This is a genomic window from Hydrogenovibrio crunogenus, from assembly GCF_004786015.1.
GTDB lineage: Bacteria > Pseudomonadota > Gammaproteobacteria > Thiomicrospirales > Thiomicrospiraceae > Hydrogenovibrio > Hydrogenovibrio crunogenus.
Genome location: NZ_CP032096.1, coordinates 2,108,383 through 2,126,664, shown reverse-complemented (window position 1 = coordinate 2,126,664; position 18,282 = coordinate 2,108,383). Strand labels below are relative to the sequence as shown.

The 18,282-nt window shown below is 42.7% G+C and carries 14 protein-coding genes; 7 read left to right on the top strand and 7 right to left on the bottom strand.

Features of this window, described 5'->3' with window-relative positions; all coding sequences use genetic code 11:
* Positions 1–8: 8 nt before the first annotated feature.
* From GHNINEIG_RS10105 to mutM, 4 genes are all read right to left on the bottom strand, one after another.
* Positions 9–2,669: an ATP-binding protein gene (locus tag GHNINEIG_RS10105; RefSeq protein WP_189636879.1), complete on the bottom strand. Its 2,661-nt coding sequence runs from the start codon at positions 2,667–2,669 to the stop codon at positions 9–11.
* A gap of 179 nt (positions 2,670–2,848) precedes the next feature.
* The gene (locus tag GHNINEIG_RS10100; protein WP_135796539.1) at positions 2,849–5,545 is read right to left on the bottom strand and encodes a cation-translocating P-type ATPase; all 2,697 of its coding nucleotides are present in this window, start codon (positions 5,543–5,545) and stop codon (positions 2,849–2,851) included.
* 83 nt (positions 5,546–5,628) lie between these two features.
* On the bottom strand, positions 5,629–6,123 hold the full coding sequence (locus GHNINEIG_RS10095; protein ID WP_135796538.1) for a hypothetical protein: 495 nt from the start codon (positions 6,121–6,123) through the stop codon (positions 5,629–5,631).
* Between the two features lie 122 nt (positions 6,124–6,245).
* Positions 6,246–7,061: a bifunctional DNA-formamidopyrimidine glycosylase/DNA-(apurinic or apyrimidinic site) lyase gene (mutM, locus tag GHNINEIG_RS10090; protein ID WP_135796537.1), complete on the bottom strand. Its 816-nt coding sequence runs from the start codon at positions 7,059–7,061 to the stop codon at positions 6,246–6,248.
* Positions 7,062–7,197: 136 nt separating this feature from the next.
* On the opposite strand from mutM, the gene GHNINEIG_RS10085 reads away from it, so the two are divergent.
* Positions 7,198–7,398, top strand: coding sequence for a hypothetical protein (locus tag GHNINEIG_RS10085; protein ID WP_135796536.1), 201 nt, complete (start codon positions 7,198–7,200; stop codon positions 7,396–7,398).
* Between the two features lie 110 nt (positions 7,399–7,508).
* A complete protein-coding gene (locus GHNINEIG_RS10080; RefSeq protein WP_223260876.1) occupies positions 7,509–10,160 on the top strand; it encodes a diguanylate cyclase in 2,652 nt (883 codons plus the stop codon).
* Between the two features lie 100 nt (positions 10,161–10,260).
* Here GHNINEIG_RS10080 and rpmG read toward each other — a convergent pair whose 3' ends face one another.
* From rpmG to radC, 3 genes are all read right to left on the bottom strand, one after another.
* Positions 10,261–10,413 (bottom strand): 50S ribosomal protein L33, encoded by a 153-nt coding sequence (rpmG, locus tag GHNINEIG_RS10075; protein ID WP_011371336.1) that lies wholly within the window; start codon positions 10,411–10,413, stop codon positions 10,261–10,263.
* A gap of 11 nt (positions 10,414–10,424) precedes the next feature.
* The gene (gene rpmB / locus GHNINEIG_RS10070) at positions 10,425–10,661 is read right to left on the bottom strand and encodes a 50S ribosomal protein L28 (RefSeq protein WP_011371335.1); all 237 of its coding nucleotides are present in this window, start codon (positions 10,659–10,661) and stop codon (positions 10,425–10,427) included.
* Positions 10,662–10,894: 233 nt separating this feature from the next.
* Positions 10,895–11,572, bottom strand: a complete 678-nt coding sequence (gene radC / locus GHNINEIG_RS10065; protein WP_135796534.1) for a RadC family protein — start codon at positions 11,570–11,572, stop codon at positions 10,895–10,897.
* A gap of 60 nt (positions 11,573–11,632) precedes the next feature.
* Between radC and GHNINEIG_RS10060 the strand changes: the two genes are divergently transcribed.
* The 5 genes from GHNINEIG_RS10060 (at position 11,633) to GHNINEIG_RS10040 (ending at position 18,219) form a co-directional block, all read left to right on the top strand.
* Positions 11,633–12,019 carry an acyl-CoA thioesterase gene (locus GHNINEIG_RS10060; RefSeq protein ID WP_135796533.1) on the top strand — a complete coding sequence of 129 codons (387 nt, stop codon included), beginning with the start codon at positions 11,633–11,635 and terminating at the stop codon, positions 12,017–12,019.
* On the top strand, positions 12,016–13,233 hold the full coding sequence (gene coaBC / locus GHNINEIG_RS10055) for a bifunctional phosphopantothenoylcysteine decarboxylase/phosphopantothenate--cysteine ligase CoaBC (protein ID WP_135796532.1): 1,218 nt from the start codon (positions 12,016–12,018) through the stop codon (positions 13,231–13,233). The genes GHNINEIG_RS10060 and coaBC overlap by 4 nt, the downstream gene beginning before the upstream one ends.
* A gap of 49 nt (positions 13,234–13,282) precedes the next feature.
* Positions 13,283–13,609, top strand: a complete 327-nt coding sequence (locus GHNINEIG_RS10050; protein WP_135796531.1) for a DUF4156 domain-containing protein — start codon at positions 13,283–13,285, stop codon at positions 13,607–13,609.
* Positions 13,610–13,807: 198 nt separating this feature from the next.
* Entirely contained in the window at positions 13,808–17,158 is a 3,351-nt protein-coding gene (locus tag GHNINEIG_RS10045; protein ID WP_135796530.1) for a PAS domain-containing protein, read from the top strand.
* Positions 17,155–18,219 (top strand): HD domain-containing phosphohydrolase, encoded by a 1,065-nt coding sequence (locus GHNINEIG_RS10040; protein ID WP_135796529.1) that lies wholly within the window; start codon positions 17,155–17,157, stop codon positions 18,217–18,219. The genes GHNINEIG_RS10045 and GHNINEIG_RS10040 overlap by 4 nt, the downstream gene beginning before the upstream one ends.
* Positions 18,220–18,282: the final 63 nt, after the last annotated feature.

Below are 18,282 nucleotides of genomic sequence, written 5' to 3'. Positions count from 1 at the left end.
CATGACCTTTATAAAGAGTATGTTTGTTCTTTAATAATCGATAAAATTTCGGCCACATTGATCGGTTTGGTGAGATATTTATCAAACCCTTTTATTAATCCTTCTTTCACATCTTCTTTCATTGCATTGGCGGTCAAAGCATAATAAAGGGTGTTTTGTGCTTCCAGTTCCGGAATCGCTTTTAAGATAGGCAGCGCTTCATCGCCATTCATGCCGGGGAGATTGATGTCGATAAAGATGATGTTGGGTAAGTATTGTTGTGCTTTCGTAGTACCGTCCTCCGCATTGGGGGCGATCACAAGCTCGCAGTTATCCAGTGTTTCGATGATGTTGGCCATCAATTGCATGTTGGCTGGATTATCTTCGATGTAGAGTATCCTTAAAGTGGTTTTGCCGGTCTTTTTCGGCTCAATAGAAGTATTTTCAACCTGTTCCTCGTTTTTTAAACGACATTGTTCTAACGAATCTGAGTCAATATCGCTGGCGATGGGAATATCGAACCAGAATGTAGATCCCACCCCTTCGGTGCTTTCAAACCCAACCTGGCCATCCATCTTTTCAATCAGGTCTTTTGTAATGGCCAAGCCGATTCCGGTTCCTTCAATGGTTGATGTTTCATGGCCAAGGCGATTAAATGGTTGGAACAGTTTTTTCTGATACTTTTCTGCAATTCCATAACCGGTATCCTCGATACTGATTCTAATGCAGCCGTTTTTGTGTGGCGATTCTTCAGCGGTTTTCTTTTCTGCAAACAGAATAACTGAACCATTTTCACGGTTATATTTGATGGCATTGGTTAAGAAGTTCACCAGTACTTGCTTGAGCCGTAAATGGTCTGCAATGACAAAGTAATTACAATTGGACTTTTCCGATATCAGAATCTTGATATGATGTTTTTCCGCTGCTGTATGAATCATCTGTAAGCATTCTTCCACAATCGGTTTGAGTTCGGTTCTTTCAACCGACAAAGAAATGTTGCCAGATTCAATTTTGGCCAATTCCAGTAGGTCATTAATGAGGTGTAATAAATGCTCCCCACTGGTAGAAATGTTTTTTAACTGTTTCTTTTGTTTTTCGGATAGATCCGAGAGTTCCAGCAATTGAGCGAATCCAATGATTGAATTTAAAGGCGTCCGCAATTCATGACTCATGCTAGATAAGAATTCTGATTTTGCCTGGTTCGATTTTTCCGCCACCAGTCTTCTTTCTTCGGCATCCTGCTTGGCTTTCTCTAGCGATTTTTCGAGACGAACCCGTTCGGTGATGTCTTCTCTTATGGACAGAAACTCTTTGATGTTGCCATTTTTGTCCAGCAAGGGCATGATGTAAGACATGACGTAATACGTTTCGCCATTCTTACGCAGATTTTTGATTTCGCCTGACCAGATTTTTTTCGATTGTATTGTGGCCCAAACTTCTTCAAACGTACTTTTAGGCATCTCAGGGTGACGAACGATGTTATGTGGTTGGCCGACCAACTCTTCTTTTGAATAACCACTGATTCTGCAGAAGTTATCGTTAACATATAAAATGGTGCCATAAGGATCCGTCCTAGACACAATCAGTGTCTGGTCAATGGCTTTTTGTTGATAATTAATGGAATAAATCAGTTCGTTGATTTCTGACAGCAACCGATTGAAACGATGTTTCATCTGACCGATTTCATTGTTTTCAACAACTTCCACTTCTTGGTCAAACGACTGGGTTTGGATGATGGTTCCTATCTTTTTTTCCAACCGTTGAATCGGTTTAATCACCTCTTTTCGCATCATATTGAGGAGTGCCATACTTAAGACAAGCAACACAATTAAAATAAACGCGAAAACGATGATGTAGTTTTTGGTATTTTGCCAGGCTTCTCTCTGCAAAATCTCGATAGGTTCAGCCACGACGATTGTCGCTTTAATTTTGCCGGTGTTGTCAAAAAGGTTCTGAGTGTAAAGCACTTGGTTATTTTGAAAGTGCAAAGAGTTTGTTAACAGGTTTTTTTCAGTAAAGGATAAGTTTTTTAGAGATTGTGTTTGGTAAATCTCATTGTCATCCTGAACAAACTCAGCCGGCCCCCCGTTATCTGGTCGAATGGCTTTATAAATTGCAAACTGGAAGCCGGCTTTGTTCATGGCATTCATGATGGATTCAAAACCTTGAGACATGCTGATGAAGCCAACAATTTCTTCCGGGTCATCATTTGCAAATACCGGAATGATGTCGATGAGCCGATAGTTCGTTGAAGCGCCCCCGATATCGATACCACTGACATCTTTTCGGGTTTTGATGACTTTCTGGATGAGGTTGTGACGCGTTAAATCCTGGTTGTAGCTGGGAATGTCATACGTTCTGAGCAAAGAGCGGCCATCGGCGGTGATAATGTGCATGCCGATTTCTTTAAAACGGGTCCAGATAGAAAAATTTTGTTGGGTATGTTTTAGCTCTTTTATCAGAAAAGAACGGTCTTCAAAAGCGATGGCTTTTTTGAGTTGACTGTTGTTCGCGTAAGAGAGGTTGATGGCCTGACCCACATCAAACTTTTTCTTGATTTGTTCGTCTAATAATGTAGAGGAGACATCACTGAAATGCTTTTCGGCTTGCTTTAAATGAATTTGATGTAAAAGATAAGACGCGCTGCTAAACACAATAAATAAAACGACAAAAAGCCACAGAATAAGCATGAACGGTTTTTTAAGCAAAGAGGTCGTTTTTACCATACGAATAATGACTTTTTAGGATGACATAGGCTTTAGTTTATCGGTTTTATTGTGATGTTTCATTTAAAGTTTTTATGCCTCTATTTTTTTGCTAATTAGCATTTTGAGTGCAAAGTGCTTAAAAAACAACCAGGCCTGATGCGTTATAACCACTTAAATCTAAACAGTTCCTTGATGCCCGATAAAATAAAAGTTGGCAGTGCGGCGATAAAAAACGTCATAACCAAATGGTGCAATTGAAGGGGGGTTGTTCCTAGGACTAAATTTCCAAAGGGGCTGTAAACCATTAAAATGGAAAGTGCGCCGGAACCAAATACCGCCAATAGTAACAATCGGTTCGTAAAAGGGTTGCGTCGATAGAGACTGGTAAAAGTGCGTGCATCAAATACATGAAATAATTGCCCAAATATCAGGGTCATAAAAGCAAGTGTTTGGGCATACGCCAACGTCATGCCAAGGTGCAGCGCATAGTGAAACATCCAGAAAGTGAACCCCCCCATTACCAGCCCTCGGACAATAATTCGAGCGCCTAAGCTGTCGGCAAAAAAACTGTCTTTTTGATCGCGAGGAGAACGTTTCATGACATCCGCTTCAGCGACATCCACGCCTAACGCTAAAGAGGGCATGCCGTCACTGACCAGGTTGACCCAAAGAATCATTAGCGGCGCCAGAGCGAGCAGCGGCTCTCCACTGATCAGTAAAAAAGCAAATAAGATTGCTGAGACTTCACCGACATTGGCTGTCAAATCCTGGCGTATGAACTTGCGGATATTGTCATAAATTCGACGGCCTTCCCGAACCGCGGTCACGATGGTTGCAAAATTATCATCCAGCAATATTAAATCGGCAGATTCTTTCGCAACGCCGGTTCCGCTGTCTCCCATCGCGATGCCAATGTCCGCTTTTCTTAGGGCTGGTGCATCATTGACACCGTCACCGGTCATGGCAACCACATCTCCTCGTTGCTGTAGCGCTTTCACTATGCGTAATTTATGTTCAGGGGTAACCCGTGCATAGACATGAATTTTGGGAGCCAAGTTTCCGAGTTCTTCATCCGATAGGGCATTCAGTTCTTTTCCCGTGATGACGATTGCTTCCTCATTAGCATGAATGATTTGCATTTTTTCAGCAATGGCTCGGGCGGTGACAGCATGATCCCCCGTAATCATAATGACACGAATCCCTGCTTCATGGCACTCTTTGACAGATTGCGTTGCTTCCGGTCTCGGCAAGTCAATGATACCGTGTAACCCTGTAAATGTTAGCTGGGTTTCAAGCTCTTCCTGTGAAAGATGAATTTGAGCTTCTGATAAATGTCGATAACCGATAGCGAGTGTTCTTAACGCTTGAGAGCCAAAAGTGTGAATGACGTCTTCAATAAGGTATCGATTACTGGTGACATCTAAATGTTTGTCTTGGAATTCAATGATTTCAGAATGGTCTATTAAGACATCCGGCGCACCTTTTACAATCAGTTGATAGCTATTATCAGGCTCTTGTATGATGATACTCATCATTTTTCGTTTGGGATCAAATGGAAAGGTCTTGATGATTCTGTGGTGCTGTTGCAATGCTTCTTTGTGGATGTTGGCTTTTGCGGCTGCCACGACTAATGCCCCTTCTGTGGGAAGTCCTTGGATGTGGTAACGCCCCTCTTGTTCGACGAGTTGTGCTTCATTACATAAGGCCGACATTTCCAATAGGTGGTTTAAGTGCGGATGTTGTTGCGGGGTCACGGGCCGTTGCTGATCATCCTTAAATTCTCCTATTGGGCGGTAGCCTTCTCCTTGAATGTGATAATGCTCACCTCCTGCCCAGATTTGAACAGATTGCATTTTGTTTTGAGTCAAGGTTCCCGTCTTATCGGTACAGATAACAGAGGTGGAGCCAAGCGTTTCTACAGAGGCCAAATACTTCGCCAGCGCATGGTTACGCATCATGTGTTTCGCCCCTAATGTTAAGACGATGGTGACGACAGTCGTCAAGCCTTCGGGTATGGCTGCGACGACCAATGAGATACTGGTGTCTACCATGCCGGAAAGAGTAAGACCTTTATAGAATCCAATACCAATGATGACGGCTACAATAAATAAAGCAGCCCAGATCAGGGTTTTCGATAAAGCATGGATGCGAGCTTGCAAAGGCGTGAGTCGGTTCTGGGTGGTCTCGATCAGCCGAGCAATTTTACCGACTTCGGTTTTCATGCCTGTAGCGGTCACAACCGCGATGCCCCTTCCGTTGTGAACAGGTGTGCTCATAAATCCCATATTGAGTTGGTCGCCCAGTGTTAAATCCGACGATTCTAAAACAGAGGTTTGTTTTCTGATTAGATTCGATTCGCCTGTGAGTGCCGATTCATCCACCTCCAATTGGGTTGTTTCAACCAGACGGCAATCGGCAGGGATGATGTCGCCTGTTTTCAGAAGAATGATGTCTCCAGGAACGAGTTGCTTTGCCGACATCTCATGCCATTGTCCATTTTGTTTGACATGGCAATGTGGTGCCGACATATCACGTAAGGCATCGATTGATTTTTGAGCTTTATATTCTTGAATAAAAGTAATGGAGGCGTTGATTAAAATAATGGTGGTGATGGCAAACGCATCGACATGATGACCGGTATAAAAAGACAGTAATGCGCCCAGCGCAAGAATGATGAGTAATGGATTTTTTAACTGAGCGATAAAAATATGTAAGGCAGAAGCGTGTTTGACCTGATTAATTTCATTCAGCCCAAAAGCCGTTTGACGTTCTCCCCTTTGGTCCTCTGACAGACCTTGCTGATAATCCGATTTGAGGGCCTTGATAACCGAATCGGTTGATTGGTTAAACCATGTCATAACGTTATCCTCAGTTAAGGTGCTTTTATTTTGACATAGTTTGATTCGAATTCAAAAAAAGCCTTTTGAGTGATTGGGAGCGTTTATTGCGACCGAGTGGTTAATGCAAAAGGCGCCTGGATAAGCGGTTGGTTTTTCTGAGTCACCAAAACGGATAAATGCCAATCCATTTTGTCATTGGTACAGAAGGCGAGCATGGATTGACCCTCATACAGGTGCGGGTACCCTTTTACGGGCGTTAATGTGACTCGGTTATAGCCCATATACATGTTTTGTCCGGCGATATCGAGTTCTACTTTTTCGGCTTCAATGCCTGTCAATTTGACGCGGACATTCAACATTCTGGCTACCCGGATAGGTTTAGGTTGAATATCTAAAGTAATGGATTGATTTTTAACCGAAGTGGAGCAAGCGGAGGCATCTAATTTGCATGAGGTATTGACGGGCCACTGGCTGATTTGCTTATTGGAGGGTAAAAAGTCTGAATTGCAGCCACCCAAAATCAAAACGACAAATACACAACCCACTGCAACGAGTGAGTATGTTTTATGTAAATAAGTTAAGCCTTTAAAACGCATACTTTTCGATTAAGCCTCAAAAAAGAGTAATTTTTCAATAGGTTAATGTTTTTAATCAACCCTCTCAATTTTTCTTCGGCTGAAACACCTTCCTGTCATTTTATCTTAACAGTTGATTGGCGCTACTTTTGACAATTTGAACAAAAGTAGGCGGCGCGTTGATTTAGAACAACTTTTTCGATGGATGCATGACACCGTAAGCAAGGTGCGTTTTCTCTACCATACACATTCAGTTTCTGTTCAAAATAACCTGGCTTACCATCAGGGGTTAAAAAGTCTTTCAAGGTGGTGCCTCCTTGTTCTATTGCAGCACTTAAGACCATTTTGATATGTGCGACGAGCTTGGTCGTTTCTGTGAGTGTTAAACTCTGCGCCGTTCTGCTTGGATGAATGCCACTCAGAAAAAGCGATTCATTGGCATAAATGTTGCCAACGCCCACCACGATGTGGTTATTCATAATAAACGTTTTGATGGCCGTTTTTCTGCCCTGCAGTTTTTGGAAAAGGTACTCAGCATTAAAAGCATCGGTCAAGGGTTCAGGGCCAAGAGACTTTAATAGTGTGTGCTCCTGGATTGGCGCCTCAGTCCATAACCAGCTGCCAAAACGCCGGGGATCGTGGTAGCGCAACAAAAAGCCATTTTCTAGCAGCAGATCAATGTGGTCATGCTTGATTGCAGGTTCTTGTTGCGGGAGTACACGCAGGTTGCCAGACATGCCTAAATGGATAATTAAATGTCCTTGGCTGGTTTCCAGAAGTAGATATTTCGCACGACGTTTAATGCTTAAAATAACCAGGCCTGGCAGTTTTTCCGTCAGACTTGTATCGACAGGCCAGCGAAGCTTGCCATTACGAATGATGATTTTTTGAATGGCTTGACCTTCAACCTTGGGTTGAATGCCTTTTCGAGTCGTTTCTACTTCGGGTAATTCTGGCATGTTTATTTCTTATAAATTGGAAAAAGATGTCGGTATTTTAAAGAAGTTTGGGAAAAATGACACTCGGTTAAAGTTTTTTTATCTCAGCTTTGAAAGTAATGTGCCGATAACTGTCTTAAGCAAGGGAGAGACTAAAATGGCCGAACAAAATTACCATATTGACTGTGATGACGTTGGATATTGCGTTAAGAACTCGGAAAGAACCATTGCAAGCTTTGCGTTGATTGACGATGCTTACGCTGCACTTCGGGAGTTTCAATCGAAAAGGTTTCCAGAGAATTGGGCTAAAGTGCCCCCCGCGATGCGGCTTGCAAAACAGCGCTGTTATGAAGGGTGATATTAGCAAATTATTAAAGGTTGTTTTGTTGATAAGAAATAACTGTCAATCGGGTGGATTATTCATATAATAATTGTATGGAGATTAACGTACCCTCAGCTTTCAACTCTTTGCGAACACTTGTTTTGCTGGCTTCCCTCTTCTTTTCTATGAGTGGTCATGCCGCCTCTCAAGCTGAAATCTCTCCCAATGTTTCTGAAAATCCTTTAACCGTTCAAGTGAACTGGAACCATCAGTTTCAATTTGCCGGGTTTTACGCCGCCATCAAACAAGGCTATTATCAGGAAGTCGGGTTAGACGTCTCGATGAAGAACTGGAAACCGGGCATTCGTGTGGTGGACGAGGTTGTGTCTGGGCGGGCCGATATTGGTATTGGTTATAGTTCAATGATTGCCGATTATGCCAAAGGCGTTCCGATTAAGCTCATTATGAGTTCATTTCAATTCTCTCCCATGGTCTTGTTGTCACATCAGCCTATTAATGATCTGGCTGAGCTTGATGGCAAAACAGTCATGCATTATGGGAATTTACAGATTCTAGGGTTGATTAACAAAGCTCAAAATTTAGTGAAGAACCCGGTGATATCCGTTGACTCTTCTGGCAATTTGGAAGACTTTATTCTTCATAAAGTCGATTTGTATGGCGCCTATACCACGAATGAACCTTTTCGTTTGAAGCAACGCAACAAAGCATTTTTTATTGTGGATCCCAAATCCTTTGGAGTGCAGAGTTACGGCGATCTGGTGGTCACTTCAGAAGCCCTTGCTGCCAAGCACCCGGAGCAAATCCAAAAATTCAAAGCCGCCACCATTAAAGGGTGGCGGTATGCCATCCATCACCAAACGGAGATGGTGGACTATATCATGCAGCATTATCCGGTTGTAAAATCGCGTGAAGCTTTACTGAATGAAGCGAAGGTCACAACACACTATGTTCAATCTGGCCAAGTACCAATCGGTAAAGTGGAGCCTGCCAAATTGATGGCCACGGCAGCAGAGGCGAAAGAAGTGGGGTTAATCTCTCAGAAAGAGTTTAACCGTCTGAATATGAAGCAGTTTATTTTCAATGCATCACAATATGCCTATACCGAAGAAGAGTCAGCCTATTTAGCGGCTCATCCCGTTATTAAATTAGCCAATGATATCGATTGGGAGCCTTTTGAATTTATCGATAAAAAGGGGCAATACCGAGGAATCGCATCCGATTACTTTGCTTTGCTGGGACAAAAATTAGGAGTGCGATTTGAAGCCCAGAAAACACTGGGGTGGGCAGAAGTATTGTCTAAAACGAGAGCGGGCCAGTTGGAAGTGTTTTCTTGTGCTGTCGCCACACCAGAGCGTGAGCAATATATGCGCTTTACCAAGCCTTATTTGTCTTTTCCAATGGTGTTGGTGGGTCGAAAAAATGTCTCTTTTATTGAAAGCTATGATGCCTTAAAAGGGCAAAAAGTGGCGGTAGTGAACGGGTATTGGTCCCATGAAACTTTAAAGCAGCATTATCCCAGTATTGAGTTGGTCATTGTCGACTCGGTTAAAGAGGGGTTGGAAGCGGTCATGGATGGACGCGCCAGTCTGTACTCCGGTAATCTTGGGGCGATTAATTATGCGATTCATAAATATGGAATAATAGGCCTTCATGTCGTCGGGCAATCTAATCATCGTTTTGAATTAGCCATTGGGGTCACTAAAGATAATCCGGTTCTGTTTAATATCTTGCGAAAAGGGTTGGACTCCATTACGGACGAGGAACGTCAGCAAATCTTTAATAAATGGATCAAGCTGGAGGTTGTGAATAAACTTGACCGCAAGCAATTGATTGAAGTGGGTGGCATCTCGCTGGCCATTATTTTAACTTTGACGTTTTTCTTGTTGATGTTCCGTTATCAAAAGAACCGACAACAAGCCTATATTGAAAAAATTCATGAGCTGACGTACGCCACGTTAATTAATATGCAAACCTTAAAGTTTGAGTGGGTCAGTGACGCTTTTACTCGGTTATCTGGGTATAGTCGTGAAGAATTAAAAGAGATGCAATACCTTGATTTGGCAACAGAAACTTTGTCAAAAGAAGAGCAAGAAGCTATTTTAAAACAAGTGAATGCGGGTCAGTCATGGAAGGGTGAGATGGAAGGACGTGCCAATGATGGCCACTCTTATTGGGTTGAATTGACGCTGACCCCGGTTCTGGATGTGATGGGACATATTCAACAAGTCTGGGCCACTCGAGTTGATATCACGGACCGAAAGCGTAATGAGCAGCTGTCGATAACGGATGATTTGACCGGGTTGTATAACCGGCGTTATTTTAATCAAATTATTGAACGAGAAATCAATCGAGCGAAACGGGAGCACAGAAGCTTGGCTGTTGCCATGATGGATATTGATTTTTTCAAGACCATTAATGATACCTACGGGCACCAGGAAGGTGATCAGGTACTCAAACAGGTTGCAGACGTTTTAGAGACCTCTTTCCATCGAGCGACCGATTTTGTTTTCCGAATGGGGGGCGAAGAGTTTCTTGTGATTTCTTGGTTTAAAAGCGAAGCAGAATTCCAGTCTTACTTAGAGCAGCTATGCTTCAAAGTAAAATCGTTGGGTATTGAGAATGCGGCTTCTACAGAAGGGGTATTGACGATTTCGGTTGGCGCAATTTATTGTGATTCCGATGCATTAACCAACTCTGAAGAACTGTATAAAACGGTTGATCGACGGTTATATCAGGCGAAGCAAACAGGTCGAAATAAGGTGGTGATGACAGACTGACAGAAAAGTCAGGTGCGTCAGGTGGTGAATCCTCATGATTTTCAGGCATAAAAAAACCCAGCCTTTTGAGCTGGGTTCATCATTTAAGTTATGGTAAAACTTATTTGATTTTAGCTTCTTTAAAGAGAACATGTTTGCGCAAAACTGGATCATATTTTTTGATCTCAAATTTACCAGCCATGTTACGCTTGTTTTTATCCGTAGTATAAAAATAAGCGCTTTCTGTCGATTGAAGTTTAATTTTATCGCGCATGTCGGGCTCCCTTAAACTTTCTCACCACGTGCACGCATTTCTGCAAGCACTGACTCAATACCATTTTTGTCGATAATACGCATTCCAGAAGTTGAAAGGCGTAGTTTTACAAAACGGTTTTCGTTCTCAACCCAAAAACGGTGAGTTTGTAGGTTTGGTAAAAAACGACGACGAGTTTTACGATGAGAGTGGGAAACATTGTTACCGACCACAGGTTTTTTACCTGTTACTTGGCATATTTTAGACATTTCTCAATTCCTCTCAAAAACGGCTAGTTCATTAAAACTAACCACACATTAAAAATATTCGAATATTTCTATGTTAAAACAGCCCATTCAAGACTGTGAAAAACAAGAAGCGGAATTATCCATAAAATAGAATAGAAAAGCAAGCCATATTGCAAAGTAATTCAAGATTATATCGTTTGTTTGGCTTATCTTTTTTAAGTCGGTCGATTGAGAAATTGCTTTTAACGAAGATTTTACAATAACCCTTGCTGGGTAAAAGAGAGCCAACGACCATGATCTCCGAGGATAATATGGTCCAGACAACGTGCTTCAATTAGCTGTAGGCCTTGCTGAATCTGGCGGGTAAGATCTTTATCAGACTGACTGGGGGTCGGGTCGCCAGAAGGATGATTGTGTGCCAGAATCACGGCCGCAGCATGGTGATCAAGTACTGTTTTCAAAATTTCACGAATATGAACGGACGTTTGGTTGAGGGTGCCGGTAAATAAAGGGACAAATTGAATGAATTGGTTTTGTTGGTCAAGTAACACCAGGCCAAAAATTTCCCGTGGCTGATTGCCTATGTGATGCTGAAGTAAACGCGCCACTGCTTCAGGTTGTGTTAAGGCGACTCCTTTTTTGAGTCCTGATTCAAAGTGGCGGCGTGACATCTCCAAAACCGCTTTGAGCTGAACATATTTTGCTTGCCCAAGGCCTTTTGCCTCACAAAACTCGGTTTCATCTGCGTTCAATAATGCATCTAAACTGCCAAAGTGATCGAGTAAGTCCTGTGCGAGTTCAACCGCACTTTTCCCTTTCACGCCGACCCGTAAAAAAATGGCTAATAATTCGGCATCTGACAAATGTGGGGCGCCAAACTTCAGCAGTTTTTCTCTGGGGCGGTCATTTTCGTGCCAGTCGGTTATTGCCATGTTTTTTACGAATTTTTTGGTAAGATATCGTCATCATAATTAAAAGGGATGCCTCTGGCAATGTTTAAACTTGAGATGCGCGTTCGGGACTATGAATGTGATTTACAGGGTGTGGTGAATAACGCGGTTTATCAGAATTATCTAGAGCACGCACGTCATGAATTTCTTTTAGCTAATGAAATCAATTTCCCTGCTTTAGCCAAACAGGGCATTGATTTAATGGTAGTGCGTTCTGAAATTGATTACAAAGCTTCGTTACGCCCACATGATCATTTTTACATTACGGTGGAAATGATTAAGGAAGGGCGAGTGAAAGTCATTTTTTTACAAAATATTTATCGCGCTGATGACGTCTTGATGGTCTCTGCCAAAACGTATGGGGCAACGGTTAAAAATGGTCGTCCGGTGCGTTTGGTCGAAGAGCTGGCGAGCTTGGTGGCGGGATGAAGATTCTACTGGGTGTCACGGGCGGCATTGCTGCCTATAAATCGCTGGAATTGGTGCGCCTGTTTATGAAAGCCGGGCATCAGGTTCAAGTGGTAATGACCGCGGGCGCGAAAGAGTTTATTCAACCCTTGTCTTTTCAAGCCTTGTCAGGAAATCCGGTTCGAGATCAATTGTTTGATGAAAACCAGGAAGCGGGCATGGGGCACATTGAGTTGGCGCGCTGGGCTGATTTGATTGTCATTGCGCCTTGTTCGGCTGAAACGCTGGCAAAACTGAGAATGGGGCGTGCCGATGATTTATTGATGACGTTATGTCTTGCAACGGATCGTCCTATTATGCTGGCGCCTGCCATGAATCGTTTAATGTGGTCCAATGCCGCCACGCAAGAAAATGTCGCGCTGCTGCAACAGCGTGGATTTGAGATTTTGACCCCGGCAGAAGGCGAGCAAGCATGCGGCGAAGTGGGTGCTGGACGTATGCCAGAGCCGGAAACGATTTTTTCGCAAGCAGAACGTTATCTGGACGCGCAGCAGAAAAACGCCCAGGCCTGGGCAGAATTACACCCTTCTTGGCAAGGAAAACGCCTTTTGATTACTGCGGGCCCTACATTTGAAGACCTTGACCCGGTGCGGTTTATCGGTAACCGCAGTTCCGGCAAAATGGGGTTCGCCATTGCAGAAGTGGCGCATAAACTGGGCGCGCAAGTCACTTTGATTGCAGGCCCTGTGTCATTGAGCTGCTCTCCTGACATTTCAAGACTTGATGTCCGTTCTGCGCAACAGATGTTCGAGGCGGTGCAGTCTCATTATGCACAACAAGATGTTTTTATCAGCGCAGCCGCCGTCGCCGATTTTCGACCCGCCAATCAATCTAATCAAAAAATAAAGAAACGCACTGACCAGGACCTTATGTCATTACAGTTGGTAAAAAACCCTGATATTGTGGCGTGGGTTGCTGAGCAAGCAAATAAACCTTTTGTGGTCGGGTTTGCGGCCGAAACTGAGAATGTGCTAGATTATGCTCAATCCAAATTGAAACGTAAACAATTGGATATGATCTGCGCCAACCAGGTTGGCAAAAACTTAGGGTTTGAATCCGAACAGAATGCTTTAACCTTGGTAACCAGAGATGCTGTTGAAGCGCTGATGATTTCAAGTAAGAAACAGCAGGCATTTGAGTTGTTAAAATTCCTTGCCTCGCTTCATTCTTTCTAAGATGGCATCGCTCATACCTCTTCACAATAACCTAAATTAGGAGTAAGACATGTATCAAATCAAACAAGCTTTTTTTATTGTTATGCTGGGTGGTTTTTTATTGGCTGGCTGTTCTTTTAACGAACCGACTGAAGCCTCTAAACAAGTGATGCTGGTCAAAGATTATAATGTGACGAGCTGTCAAAAACTGGGGGTGACCGTCGCTAGAGTGAAGGATTCTTTAGGGGCAATAAAATTCTCCGAAGATGAAGTGCAAGAAGAATTGATTGTGATTGCTAAAAATGATGCCGCAGAAATGGGGGGCGATTCGATTGTAGCGGTTTCTGATGTGAAAGGGGGCGTGCAAAAGTTTGCCATTTATCGTTGCCGGAAATAGAGCCTTGCCAATTTCGAAATCAATCACTTATGCTGCTCAAGTGGTTTTGTTAAGGTTTGAATTCCATCCGGAATAAAACGGATTAATACTAGCCATTATAAGGATTGATTGGGTTCTTGTTGGAGGGGGTTAATTTAGGTGTATAATGAATAGAAAAGCCTAAACCAACTGGCGAAGCCAGCGACTTGAGTTGTCAGAATGAAGCCCGAATCTATAGAACCCAACCTCAAAAATGACTTTAACGATAAGCTGTCTAATCATTTAGACAATCTGTTATCTGAGATTCGTCGTTTAAATGTTAAGACAACATATGGTTCGGATCTTGCACCCTTTTATTACATTCTCGAATCTTTGTCTTATGTATCCAAATCTTATGGTTCTGCATCTTTTTCAAAAGTCCTCAAGCAATTAGAAAGCCTTATCTGGCGTCCCAAATCGTTATTGACCTCCCCTGAAAAAGAAGATTTTATCGCTTCACTAGAAGGGTTGAAAGAGACGATTGTTAAGGACAAAGCCTCGCAGCAGAATGAGCTTCTTTCTCCCCGCCTCTGTTTCTATGGAATTAAACCCGAAGAGATTGATACCGTTTTGCAAAACACGTCCGAGTTGTTTTTGCGCTATCGCGTATTTTCTTCATTAGAGGAGCTTAAACGTTTAAAGAGTGATGATATTTTAGTGTTTCGGTTAACCGAAGAAGAGCAGAAAACAATTGATTGTATTCACTCTTTAACGTCGCTGGTTTTTTCAGTTGATCAAGCTATTTATCTCCTGCCAGAAGAAAGTCTTTCCTCTCGTTTGAAATTGGCAACGCAAGGCATTGAAAATCTTTTTGTTTGGCCTGAAGAAGCGTTTTATTTTCGTCGTTATTTTTATCATCTGTATCATCGAGCACTGCCTGTCTGCAAACCTTTCAAAATACTTTTTGTCGGGACATCAAAACGCAGTGAAGAACTCTGTATTCGTTTACATGAGTTTGGCGTAGATATTTGCCGTGTCGGCGATAGCTTGACCGTGCTGGAAAACTTACAACAAGAGTCACCTGATTTAGTGATGATGGATGCGGAAGAAGATGATTTTGATGTTCAAGCATTAAGTACCGCGATCCGTCAGTTTCCAAATGCAAAGCGACTCATGGTGCTCAATTATCAAACCATTCCGGAACGTTTAAGACGATTTAATCGTTTAGCGCATTTTGAAGCGGATATTGCGGTTTCGAAATTACAAACGGTAGATGAAGCTTGCGCCGAGGTGTTGGCGCGCTTGGCACATCAAAGAGATGTCGTATTCTTGTCGTCCGCAACCGACGATGCACTTCAAAAAACAGCCGATTTTAAAACCGGGTTAGACTTTCATAACATCGTATCTGTGACGGATAAACAAGGTCGTATTATTGAAGTCAATGATATGTTTTGTCGAATCAGTGGCTATTCGCGTGATGAACTGCTTGGGCAAGACCATCGAAAAATTAATTCCGGAATTCATTCAAATACCTTTTTTAAAGAAATGTGGCAAACCATTTCAGCAGGTCAAGCTTGGACGGGAGAAATTTGTAACCGTGCCAAAAACGGTGAGCTCTATTGGGTGGAATCGAGTATTGTTCCGATTTTAGATGCCCATGGCCAACCTCAGAAATATATTTCCATTCGTACGGATGTGACACACTTAAAACAAACCGAGCAAAAGCTGATTGAAGCTCAATCTTTGGCAAAACTGGGCTATTGGGAAGCCGATTTGATAACCGGTTCATTGGAATGGTCGGATTATATTTATGATATTTTTGGGTTTGATAAAGCGCGTTTTTCTCCCAGTGTGGAAGCCTTTAAAAAAGCGATTCACCCTGATGATGTTGAGTTGGTTGAAGCCAGTGAGCGTGAAGCGAGTGTTTCAGGCGTGCATGATGTGATTCATCGGATTATTCGTCCAGATGGAAAGATTCGATATGTGCATGAACTTGGACAAGGACATCGTAAGAATGGCGAGTTGGTTCGGTTGTCTGGCACCGTTCAAGACATTACCGATTTAAAAGAAGCTGAGGCGGCACTGAAAAAAAGCGAACAAAGGCTGAACTTGAGCCAACGTTTTGCCAATATTGGAACCTGGGATTGGAATATCAAAACCAATGAGCTTTTTTGGTCTGAGCGTATCAGTCCGCTATTTGGCGGCGAAGAAGCAGAATTGGAAACCAGTTATGACAGCTTTTTAAATGCGGTGCACCCAGAGGATCGTCAAAAGGTCATTGAAGCGGTAACAAACTGTATTGAATGCGGAACGGAATACGATATAGAACATCGAGTGATCTGGCAGGACGGAACCGTTCATTGGTTGCAGGAACAAGGCGATGCGGTTAGAGACCAAAATGGTAATCCGACCAATATGTTGGGGGTGGTTCAAGACATCACTCGTCGAAAAGAGGCAGAAGAGAATTTGATTCAAGCTCTGGACAGAGCTGAAAAAGCCGATAAAGCTAAATCGGAATTTTTATCGAGTATGAGTCATGAATTGCGGACGCCTTTAAATTCGATTATCGGCTTTTCTGATTTGTTGAGCATGGCAGACTTACCAGAAAAAGAACAACATCAAGTTGACCATATTTCTGAAAGTGGCCATCATTTGTTGGCGTTGATCAATCAGCTTTTAGAGTTATCAAAAATTGAGCAAGGTGAAGTCGAACTTAAGATGACGGATGTCAGTCTGGAGGACACAGTTCATTATTGCTTGTCCACCGTTGATCCGATGGCGCAAAAATATTTAGTTACGTTGGAAAGACCGGATTGGACAACGTTTAATTACCATGTCTATGCGGATGAGCTGAAGCTGAAACAGGTGATGTTGAATTTTTTATCCAACGCGATTAAATATAATCGACCCGAGGGTAAAGTGACATTGGCCGCGACGTTACTGGAAACCGGCAGAGTGCGTATTTCCGTCACTGATACAGGGTTTGGTATTGCAAAAGATAAGCAGTCGAATGTGTTTAATTCCTATGACCGATTAGGACATGAATCTTCCTCAATTGAAGGCACGGGTATTGGCCTGAACATTACGCAAGAGCTAGTGTATTTGATGGGGGGAGACATTGGGTTTACCAGTGAAGAGAATGAAGGGTCTTGTTTTTGGGTTGATTTTCCTTTGTCCACGCTTCATCAGGTTGATTTGGAAACGAAAGAGCCCTCTGAATCGATCAACAACACTCTAGTGAAAGTGTTGTTAATCGATAACCAGCCACAGAATATGCATGTCATGGCCGGGCTAGGCAAGGGGAGCGAACTCATTGAGCTGAATGTGGCGCCTGATTTAGAACTTGGGCTAAACATGGCTCAAACCCTTAAGCCAGATATTGTTTTTGTGGGGATGGCTTTGAAAAAAGAAGCCATACAAACAACTGTTTCCAGCCTTAGGCAGTTGTCGGTTTTTAAACACAAAAAAGCTTATTTTGTGTCGATTAATCACTCAGAAATAGAGGGGGTGGATGATAAGCTGTCATCTCCGCTGAATGAGACAGAAATACTAATGTGGATTCATAAGGTACAGGAGTCAAGAAAATCATGACGCAACTCTATGATGCTCGGGTTTTGGTGTTAGATGATCAACAGGTCAACTTAGACCTTGTCATGGATCTTTTGACGCTTGAAGGTTATAAAAATATTCAACTCTTGAATGACCCGCTTCAGTTAAGCGCTGTGCTGGCATCTCAACCCATTGATTTGATTTTGTTAGACATTAATATGCCCATTTTGGATGGGTTTGCAGCCTTAGCGATGATTAAACAGCATTACCATGAACAGGATGCTCCCCCCGTTGTGATGTTAACGGCTCAAAATGATCAAGAGAATCGGCTCAGAGCTTTGAAAAATGGTGCCAGTGATTATGTGATGAAGCCTTTTAATCGTCATGAGTTGCTTAAGCGGATTGAAATTCAGCTTGAGAACTGGCAAATGAAAATGATGTTGAAGGAACAGAATCGATTGCTTGAGCAAAAAGTTCAGGAGCGAACGCAAGCTTTGGAGGAAGCGCACCATGAAATTATTTATCGACTGGGGCGCGCATCAGAATATCGAGATAATGAAACAGGCAACCATGTCAAACGCGTCAGTTATTTTTCAGAGTTGATCGCACTTGAAGCGGGCTTAGATAAAAAAGAAGCGCATATGATCCGAATTGCCTCGCCGATGCATGATGTTGGTAAGATTGGCATTTCAGATACGATTATGATGAAGCCAGGAAAACTATCTGAAGCAGAGTATCTTGAAATGCAGCGTCATGTCGAAATCGGGGGCGAAATTCTGGAAGGACATGATTCTAATGTGTTAAAAACCGCTTATGAAATTGCATTAACCCATCATGAAAAGTTTGATGGTAAAGGCTACCCTAAGGGGTTGTCTGGAAAAGATATTCCTATCTCAGGACGAATTGTGGCCATTGCGGATGTGTTCGACGCGCTAACATCCGAACGCCCTTATAAAGAAGCTTGGCCGGTTGAAAAGGCGGTGCACTTAATCAAGTCTGAGAAAAATAAACATTTTGATCCGGAGTTGGTGGAGTGTTTTTTGGCTGTCCTGCCCCAAATTATTCAAATCAAAGACAAGTATTCAGATAAGACATCGACCTAACTGAAAGGTTGGGTGCTATCTGCCTGAACTTGCACTATCGATGTAACAATTGTTAAACTGATT